The following is an 8,438-nucleotide window of genomic DNA, read 5'->3' on the forward strand; positions in this document are numbered from 1 at the left end:
TGCCCGCCAGGGCCCACGCGGCCTGGCGCGCAGCGCCGATCGCGGCGTACTCGGCCTGGGCCGGGACGACGACGGGGACACCGAAGATGCCCGGAGCCGCGGCCTGGACCGCGGCCAAGCGGCTGGCGAGGCCGGTGAGGAAGACCCGGTGGACCGGGATCCCGGCCCCGCGCAGCACGTCCACCGCATCGGCGAGGCCGCACAGCATGCCCTCGACCGCCGCGCGGGCGAAGTGCTCCGGCTTCATCGAGTCGACCCGCAGCCCGGAGAGCGTCCCGGCCGCGTGCGGCAGGGACGGCGTGCGCTCGCCCTCCAGGAAGGGGAGCAGCACCAGGCCGTAGGAGCCGGGGGTGGAGCGCAGGGCCAGCTCGCTGAGGCCCTGGAGGTCGGTGCCCAGCATCAGTGCTGCCGCACGCAGGACGCGGGCCGCGTTCAGGGTGACCACCTGGGCCAGGAAGCGTCCGGTGGCGTCGGCGTAGGTGGCGACGGCGGGGTCCTGCAGGGCCTCCGTGTGCACCGCGTGGAGCGTGCCGTTGCTGCCGAGGGAGATCATCACGTCGCCCGGACCGAGGTCGAGGCCGAGCGCGGTGGCCATCGTGGTGCCCGTGCCGGCCGAGATCAGCAGCCCCTCGGGGCTCTGCCCGGCGGCCTCGGCGGGGCCGAGGACCTGCGGGAACTGGTGCAGCTCGTGGCCGAGCGCCAGCGCGGCCAGGTCCGGACGCCAGCGCTCCTCGACCGAGGACCAGTAGCCCGTGCCGGAGGCGTCGCCGCGGTCGGTGGTGCGGCGGGCGGCCTGGCCGAGGAGCTGCCAGACCAGCCAGTCGTGGGGGAGCAGCACCTCGGCGATCCGTTTGGCCGCGGCGGGCTCGTTCTCCGCGAGCCAGCGCAGCTTGGCGACGGTGGAGGAGACGGGCGGTACCGCGCCGGTCGCCTGGGCCCAGGCGACCGCGCCGCCGAACTCGTCGACCAGGGCGAGGGCGGCGGTGGCCGGGCGGGGGTCGTTGCGCAGTATCGCCGGACGGACCAGCACGCCGCCCGCGTCCAGGCCGATCAGGCCCTGCTGCTGGGCGGAGACGCCGATCGCGGAGATGCCCTCCAGCAGACCGCCCTCGGCTGCGGCGCCGAGGGAGTGGAGCCAGGCCTGGGGGTCGATCTCGGTGGGGGCGGAACCGGCGGGGACGCCGGGGTGCGGCGCACGGTTCTCCCGCAGCACCGCACCCGTGTCGGTGTCACAGACAACGATCTTGGTGAACTGGGCGGAGCAGTCGATTCCCGCGGCGATGGCCATGCCGAGATCATGCCTCATCGGGCCGTCGCCGGGCGGCAGTTCAGGGCCGCCGCGCCCAGGGCCGGACGCCGGGCCCCACGCCGGGCCCCGCGCGCGGCCCGCCAGGTTCAGGCCGCCGCGTTCAGGCCCGGCGGGTGTCCCAGTCGTCGAGCGTGGTGTTGTGGTTGTTCAGGTACGGGATCCGGTCCGCCACCATCGCGGGGATCCGGTCGCCGAACCGGTCCGCGACGGCCTGCCCGGCCTTGTTCGCCGCGTTGTTCGCGGCGACCTTGGCGTTGCGGCCGGCCGACTGGACCGCCTGCGTCTGGGAGAGGTCCCGCGCCGTCTTGCGCATCTGCTCGTAGCGCTCCCGCCCCGCGCGGGTGCCCAGCACGTAGCCGACGGCCAACCCCGCGATGAAAGTGAGCTTGCGCATACCCTCCGCCCTCCTTGCAGCTCTGCAGCTCTGCTGCGCTCTCCGGCCTGTGCCTGCGCCGGTCCCCATGGAGCCTAGGCGTTGGGTGGTCGGGCCCGCCTGTCCGGCACGCCGCCGACGCCCGGCGAGAGCCCCGTCACAGGCGACTACCCGTGGTCAGCGGCCCTGAACCGCAACGGATTGGCGGAGCACCCCCCCACGTGCGCTAATGTATGACCCGCAGCAAGCGCCGCCGACGGTTTCCGGGAGCGGAGCGGGCGCGACGAACGATCCCCCATAGCTCAATTGGCAGAGCAGCCGACTGTTAATCGGCAGGTTATTGGTTCGAGTCCAATTGGGGGAGCGCAACCACTGCGGTGTCCCGCGGTGGTGTTGCAGTGTGCAGTCCCCCATAGCTCAATTGGCAGAGCAGCCGACTGTTAATCGGCAGGTTATTGGTTCGAGTCCAATTGGGGGAGCCTCTCCTCGTCGGTCCAGCGCGCGTGTTCTCGCCGCGCGCTTCGGGACGATTGATCCGACCATGGTCGGCATGGACCAACCTTCGGAACCCCTGTCGGGGGACATCCTTCCCGGGCCCTTGCAGCAGCTCGCCCGCAGCGCGTGGCAGATCGTCATGGTCCTGGGCGTGCTGACGCTGGCGCTCGGGGTCGTCGTTCTGGTCTGGCCCAAGGAGTCGCTGCGGGTCGTCGGCGTGCTCTTCGGGCTCTATCTGCTGATCGTCGGTGTGTTCCAGCTGGTCGCGGCGTTCGGTACGCACGTCTCGACGGCGCTGCGGGTGATGGCCTTCATCAGCGGCGCGCTCTCGATCCTGCTGGGACTCTTCTGTTTCCGCGGCGCGCTGGAGTCGATCCTGCTGCTGGCGCTCTGGATCGGCATCGGCTGGCTCTTCCGCGGGATCACCCACACCATGGCGGCGGTCTCCGACCCGTCCATGCCGGCCCGTGGCTGGCAGATCTTCATGGGCGTGCTGACCGCGCTGGGCGGTGTGGTGGTGCTGGTGGCGCCGTTCGGGTCGATCGCGGTGCTGACCGCCTTCGCCGGAGCGTGGCTGCTGGTGATGGGCGTGCTGGAGATCGTCACCGGCTTCCAGGTGCGCAGCAGGGCCAAGGCGATCCCGCACGGCATGTGAGGCGGCGTCAGCCTGACGGTGTGACAGGAGGCATGGCAGGTACGCGCCCGTTCGGGTGAAAAAAGGCTCCGCGGTGCATGCACCGCGGAGCCTTTTCGCTAACGTACTGCCAGGTCAGCCCTTGCACCTGGCGGCGCTTCTCCTGGAGAGGTGGGGCCGGTGGGACTCGAACCCACGACCAAGGGATTATGAGTCCCCTGCTCTAACCGGCTGAGCTACAGCCCCATCACTGCATCCGTGCCGCTGTCGTACGTCACCCTCGCGTGTGACTGTCGTACATCAGCACGAGCGGCCCTGTATTTGGGCCGCTCGCCGCAGCATAGCTGGTGAGACGCTGCCCGTGCGCGCGGGGTTCCATCCTTCAGGAGTGAGATCAGTCCTGACGCTGTGCCCCGGCGAGCATCCGTTGGAGAAGATCGCGGAGCTGGAGTCGCTCCTCGGGTGTGAGCGCGGCCAGCGGCTCGCGGGCGAAGTTGAGCGAGGCGCGGAGGTCGGCCGCGGCGGCGGCGCCGGACTCGGTCACGGCGACGCGCTTGACCCGGCGGTCCTCCGGGTCGGCCTGCCGCGCGACCAGGCCGCGGACCTCAAGCCGGTCGACGATGCCGGTGATGTTGGACGGCTCGCAGCTGAGCGTCTGCGCGATCTGCCGCATCGGCATCGGCCCCCGGCGCAGGAGGGCCAGCACCTTGGCCTGGGCGCCGGTGAGCGCACGCGCGGAGGCGGCCTCGTCGTACTCCTTGTGGAAGACGCCCACCAGGGCGGCCATCAGGTCGACGACCTCGGGGGTCAGCGGGTCGGCCGGCGTTTCCGGAGAAGCCGGGGTGGCGTCGATCTGCGGCTGGGACTCTGGCTGCGGGTGCATGCATCCAGGTTACCTGAAGAGCCTGAATATTTGACTTCCTTAACCTTTTGGCCAAGCATTGCTTGAGGTAGTCAATGTTTCAGCCTCTGGAACCGAAAGGCGCATCCCCCATGGCCGAGCAGACCTTCCCCGCCGTCGCCCGTGAGTGGCAGCTGGCCGCCCGCCCCAAGGGCTGGCCGACCCCCGCCGACTTCGCCCTGGTCGAGGTCCCGGTCACCGAGCCGGCCCCGGGCCGGATCCTGGTCCGCAACGAGTACCTCTCCGTCGACCCCTACATGCGCGGCCGGATGAACGACACGAAGTCCTACGTCCCGCCGTTCCAGCTGGGCCAGGCCATGGACGGCGGGGCCGTCGGCCGGGTGGTGGCCTCGGCGGCCGAGGGCTTCGAGGTCGGCGACGCCGTCCTGCACGGTCTCGGCTGGCGCGAGTACGCCGACGTCCCGGCCGAGCACGCGGTCAAGGTCGACCCGAAGGTCGCGCCGATCGAGTCCTTCCTCGGCGTGCTGGGCATGCCCGGCCTGACCGCCTACGCGGGCCTGCTGCGGGTCGGCAGCTTCAAGGAGGGCGACGCGGTCTTCGTCTCCGGCGCGGCGGGCGCGGTCGGCAGCATCGTCGGGCAGGTCGCGCGGCTGCGCGGCGCCTCGCGCGTGGTCGGCAGCGCGGGCTCGGACGAGAAGGTGCGCCGTCTCGTCGAGGACTTCGGCTTCGACGCCGCCTTCAACTACAAGAACGGCCCGGTCGCCGAGCAGCTTGCGGCCGTCGCTCCGGACGGCATCGACGTCTACTTCGACAACGTCGGCGGCGAGCACCTGGAGGCCGCGATCGGCGCGCTCAACGTCCACGGCCACGCGGTGCTGTGCGGTGCGATCGCGCAGTACAACGACACCACGCCGCCGGCCGCGCCGCGCAACCTCGCGCTGACGATCGGCAAGCGGCTGACCCTCGCTGGCATGCTGGTCCGCGACCACGCGGACCTCCAGCCCGAGTTCCTCGCCGAGGTCGGCGGCTGGCTCCGCGAGGGGCGCCTGCGCTTCGACGAGACGGTGGTCGAGGGCTTCGACCACGCGGTCGACGCGTTCCTGGGCATGCTGCGCGGGGAGAACGTGGGCAAGATGCTCGTCCGCGTCTGACGCTCCGCTTGGGCAGTGGGGAAGTTGCACTATCCAGGGGCGCGAGGAACTGCGCGAGTAACCACCCATGAGCGGATGGCCCTGCTCGTTCGGCGAGTCACCACACGGGGTGGCTTGTCGCGCAGTTCCCCGCGCCCCTGACGTTTGCAACTGGACGCGGCAGCGCAGACCCAGGTGTCGCGCCCACGCGGCGGAGCCGCACATCAGCAGAGCCTCGCGCCCCTGGGTAGTGCAACGATCTCATCTGATGATCTGTCACCCCCCGTGCGCCCACTCGGGGGCGTCGCGCGTGCCGTCCGGGTGGTTCCGCTCGACAGGGGCCCGCAGGGCACGCTTCGGCGGTACCGTCTCTATCTGGTCCCGTGTTTGCAGCCACCTGATATCTGGGTATTCGTCAGGCCAGAAACGGATCAAGCGCAACAACCCGGAACAACCGGACATTCCGCAGGACGTGGCACGAGACCGCTGGGGAAGGCGCCCCTCGCACCACACTGGAGGTCCGGTGACGACACGTGGAGTTCTCTATCTGCACTCCGCGCCGCGCGCGCTCTGCCCGCATGTCGAGTGGGCCGTGGCCGGTGTGCTCGGGCAGCGGGTGGGGTTGGACTGGATCAGGCAGCCCGCCGCGCCCGGTACCTGGCGTGCCGAGTTCTCCTGGCAGGGTGAGCCCGACACCGCCTCCCGGCTGGCGTCCGCGCTGCGCGGCTGGCACCTGCTGCGGTTCGAGGTGACCGCCGAGCCCGTCACCGGGGCCGAGGGTGAACGGTTCAGCAGCACGCCGGACCTGGGCATCTTCCATGCCGTCATCGGCGTGCACGGCGACATCATGATCCCCGAGGACCGGCTCCGTGCCGCGCTGCTGCGGGCCCGGCTCGGGGAGAGCGGGCTGGAGGCGGAGATCTCCCGGCTGCTGGGCAAGCCCTGGGACGACGAGCTGGAGCCGTTCCGGCACGCGGGTGAGGGCGCCCCGGTGCGCTGGCTGCACCAGGTGGTGTGACCCGGTCCTGCGGAACCCACGCGTCGCGCAAGCCATGATTTCGCAAAAGCTGACGGTGTGACAGAAGTGACGCTACGGGCGTAGCGTCCCCATGCCCGAAAAGTCCAGCCGGTCGGGGGCCCCCGATCGGGGGGAGTGCGGGCCGCCCTATTGCGCCGTGCAACGGTGCGTGATCCCGGCCGAGTCGTGGCCGTCCGAATGTCTGGGTATGCCTCGCATGTCGTAGGCGTTCCGTGTGCCGCCGACCTCGGCTGACGTCGGGCGACGTCGAAACTGTCCGGAATCCGGTTCATCCTTCTCTTTTGTCGGACGGTCAGTCGGCCGTTCGTCGGCCGGTCGCCGAATCCTCATCTGCACCCCCTTGTCGTGGTGTCATCCCGCGAATCTCTCCCGCCTGGACTCTTGCGTCCCAAAACACGGCCCGTGTAGACAACCTCACGGAGTCGTGTCGAACATGTGCGCCTCCATCGATCTCTCTGACGGACCTTCACCTTGGAGTCGTCATCTCCCAGAACCAGAGCTCCCGTGCCAGCCGCGCCCGGATAGCCACCATTGCAGCCGCCTCCCTGGCGCTGGCCTCCGGCTCGCTGGCTCTGGCCGCGCCGTCGCAGGCTCAGGCGCCGCGCCCGGCCGCCAAGACGATCGCCGACAGCCAGCCGCAGTGGGCCACCAGCAAGGCCGACCGCGGTGCCGAAGCGGCGTCCGCCCAGTTCACCGGCACGGTCTACCTGCAGGGCCAGAACCCGGCCGGTGAGGCTGCCTACGCGCAGGCCGTGTCCAACAAGAACGACCCGAACTACCGTCACTTCCTCAGCCCGGGCGCGTTCCGCTCCCGCTTCGGCGTCACCGACGCCCAGCTGGGCGCGGTCCAGTCGTGGCTGAAGGGCGCGGGCCTGACCGTGCTGAGCAGCAGCCAGCACGAGATCGCCTTCCGCGGTGACAACGCCGCCGTCACCAAGGCGTTCGGCACCTCCGTGCACAGCTACGCCGTCGCCGGGCAGAACGTCCACGCGCCGGCCGCCGGGCTGACCGTCCCGGCCGCGGTGGCGAACACCGTGCTCGGCGTCGCCGGGCTCAGCTCCGAGCTGGGTACGGTCGCCAAGCCGCAGTCCGTCAAGGTCAGCAGCTCGGTCGCGGGCCCCGGCAGCAAGCCGGGCGACGGTCTGCCGACCGTCTCGACCTGCTCCGACTACTGGGGCCAGAAGACGGCCACCGGTGCTCCGGCCGGCTACGTCAAGGGCGCGGTCCCGTTCGACCAGTGCTCCTTCCAGCCGAGCCAGCTGCGGAAGGCCTACGGCATCACCGCCTCCGGCCTGACCGGCAAGGGCGCCACCGTGGCCATCGTCGACGCCTACGCGTCCTCGACGATGCTCCAGGACGCGAACACCTTCTCCGCCGCGCACGGCGACAAGCCGTTCACGTCCGGCCAGTACACCGAGGTGGTCACCCCCTCGCAGTGGAACTCGCAGGCCTCCTGCGGCGGTCCGGCCGGATGGCAGGGCGAGGAGTCGCTGGACGTCGAGATGGTCCACGGCCTGGCCCCCGACGCCAAGGTCGTCTACGTCGGTGCGAACTCCTGCAACGACAACGACCTGATCGCGGCGCTGAGCAACATCGTCGACAACCACCTGGCTGATGTCGTCTCCAACTCCTGGAGCGAGATCATGCACACCACCGACCAGGGCGACATGACGCAGGCCACCATCCAGGCCTACGAGCAGGTCTTCCAGCAGGGCGCCATCGAGGGCATGGGCTTCGACTTCTCCGCGGGCGACTGTGGCGACCAGTCGCCCACCGCCGCCGCGACGGGCGTCAACTGCCAGACGGACACGCCCCGTGCGCAGGTCGGCTTCCCGTCCTCGGACCCGTGGGTCACCGACGTCGGCGGCACCGCCCTGGGCCTGGCCGACAAGAGCGGCAAGTACGGCTTCGAGACCTCGATGGGCACCCTGCGCTCGTCGCTGTCGGCGGACGGCAACTCGTGGACGCCGCTTCCGGGTTCGTTCTACTTCGGCGGTGGCGGCGGCACCAGCGAGGACTTCGCGCAGCCGTGGTACCAGCGCGGCACCGTCCCCAACTCGCTGTCGCACACGCTGATGACCGGCGCCCACAGCGCCACCGCGCAGCGTGTCACCCCGGACGTCGCCATGAACGGCGACCTGTACACCTCCGTCCTGGTCGGCATGACCTCCGGCGGCACGTACAGCGAGGGCGGCTACGGCGGCACCAGCGTCTCGGCGCCGGAGTTCTCCGCGGTCCAGGCCGACGCGATCGAGGCCCAGGGCGGCCCGATCGGCTTCGCCAACCCGGAGATCTACGCCCGGGCGAGCCTGGGCCTCTTCCGTGACGTGGTCAACCGCGCTGCGGCCGAGCACAAGGCGCCGCTGAGCAACGTCGTCGACTTCGGCATGGTCGGCGGATCGCTCCGGGTCCGTCTGGTCGCCTTCGGCGAGGACACCAGCCTGCAGGCCACCCGCGGCTACGACGACGCCACCGGCGTCGGCTCGCCGACCGCGGCCTACCTGGACTCGTTCCTCTGGGGCCGGATGGGCTGACGCGTGGGCACAGCTGACGCGTGAACAAGCTGAGGGGCGGGGGGGGGTGGTGCCCCCCCCCC

Annotated in this window: 7 protein-coding genes and 3 tRNA genes; 6 read left to right on the forward strand and 4 right to left on the reverse strand. The window is 70.7% G+C overall.

Annotation, left to right across the window (positions count from 1 at the left end):
- A partial coding sequence (locus I2501_RS38595) for an FGGY family carbohydrate kinase (protein ID WP_196198756.1) occupies positions 1–1,288 on the reverse strand: 1,288 nt, incomplete at its 3' end.
- 121 nt (positions 1,289–1,409) lie between these two features.
- Positions 1,410–1,703 carry a YtxH domain-containing protein gene (locus I2501_RS38600; protein WP_196198757.1) on the reverse strand — a complete coding sequence of 98 codons (294 nt, stop codon included), beginning with the start codon at positions 1,701–1,703 and terminating at the stop codon, positions 1,410–1,412.
- Positions 1,704–1,973: 270 nt separating this feature from the next.
- Between I2501_RS38600 and I2501_RS38605 the strand changes: the two genes are divergently transcribed.
- The 3 genes from I2501_RS38605 to I2501_RS38615 all read left to right on the forward strand — a co-directional run bounded on the left by I2501_RS38605 (position 1,974) and on the right by I2501_RS38615 (position 2,832).
- Positions 1,974–2,046, forward strand: a tRNA-Asn gene (locus I2501_RS38605).
- Positions 2,047–2,088: 42 nt separating this feature from the next.
- Positions 2,089–2,161, forward strand: a tRNA-Asn gene (locus tag I2501_RS38610).
- Positions 2,162–2,232: 71 nt separating this feature from the next.
- Positions 2,233–2,832, forward strand: a complete 600-nt coding sequence (locus I2501_RS38615; protein ID WP_196198758.1) for an HdeD family acid-resistance protein — start codon at positions 2,233–2,235, stop codon at positions 2,830–2,832.
- Positions 2,833–2,983: 151 nt separating this feature from the next.
- Here the strand turns inward: I2501_RS38615 and I2501_RS38620 are convergent.
- Together I2501_RS38620 and I2501_RS38625 are read right to left on the reverse strand one after the other, a co-directional pair.
- Positions 2,984–3,057: transfer RNA gene (locus tag I2501_RS38620), tRNA-Ile, on the reverse strand.
- Between the two features lie 148 nt (positions 3,058–3,205).
- Positions 3,206–3,694 carry a MarR family winged helix-turn-helix transcriptional regulator gene (locus I2501_RS38625; protein ID WP_196198759.1) on the reverse strand — a complete coding sequence of 163 codons (489 nt, stop codon included), beginning with the start codon at positions 3,692–3,694 and terminating at the stop codon, positions 3,206–3,208.
- 110 nt (positions 3,695–3,804) lie between these two features.
- Between I2501_RS38625 and I2501_RS38630 the strand changes: the two genes are divergently transcribed.
- The 3 genes from I2501_RS38630 to I2501_RS38640 all read left to right on the forward strand — a co-directional run bounded on the left by I2501_RS38630 (position 3,805) and on the right by I2501_RS38640 (position 8,376).
- The gene (locus tag I2501_RS38630) at positions 3,805–4,824 is read left to right on the forward strand and encodes an NADP-dependent oxidoreductase (protein ID WP_196198760.1); all 1,020 of its coding nucleotides are present in this window, start codon (positions 3,805–3,807) and stop codon (positions 4,822–4,824) included.
- Positions 4,825–5,326: 502 nt separating this feature from the next.
- The gene (locus tag I2501_RS38635) at positions 5,327–5,821 is read left to right on the forward strand and encodes a DUF3145 domain-containing protein (RefSeq protein ID WP_196198761.1); all 495 of its coding nucleotides are present in this window, start codon (positions 5,327–5,329) and stop codon (positions 5,819–5,821) included.
- Between the two features lie 233 nt (positions 5,822–6,054).
- Entirely contained in the window at positions 6,055–8,376 is a 2,322-nt protein-coding gene (locus tag I2501_RS38640) for a S53 family peptidase (protein ID WP_328806893.1), read from the forward strand.
- Positions 8,377–8,438: the final 62 nt, after the last annotated feature.

This window comes from Streptacidiphilus fuscans, assembly GCF_015690355.1.
Lineage (GTDB): Bacteria > Actinomycetota > Actinomycetes > Streptomycetales > Streptomycetaceae > Streptacidiphilus > Streptacidiphilus fuscans.

Bases quoted from the DNA above. Each gene is read 5' to 3' on its own strand.
- I2501_RS38600 (WP_196198757.1), bottom strand. From the start codon at position 1,703: ATGCGCAAGCTCACTTTCATCGCGGGGTTGGCCGTCGGCTACGTGCTG.
- I2501_RS38630 (WP_196198760.1), top strand. From the start codon at position 3,805: ATGGCCGAGCAGACCTTCCCCGCCGTCGCCCGTGAGTGGCAGCTGGCC.
- I2501_RS38625 (WP_196198759.1), bottom strand. From the start codon at position 3,694: ATGCACCCGCAGCCAGAGTCCCAGCCGCAGATCGACGCCACCCCGGCT.
- I2501_RS38615 (WP_196198758.1), top strand. From the start codon at position 2,233: ATGGACCAACCTTCGGAACCCCTGTCGGGGGACATCCTTCCCGGGCCC.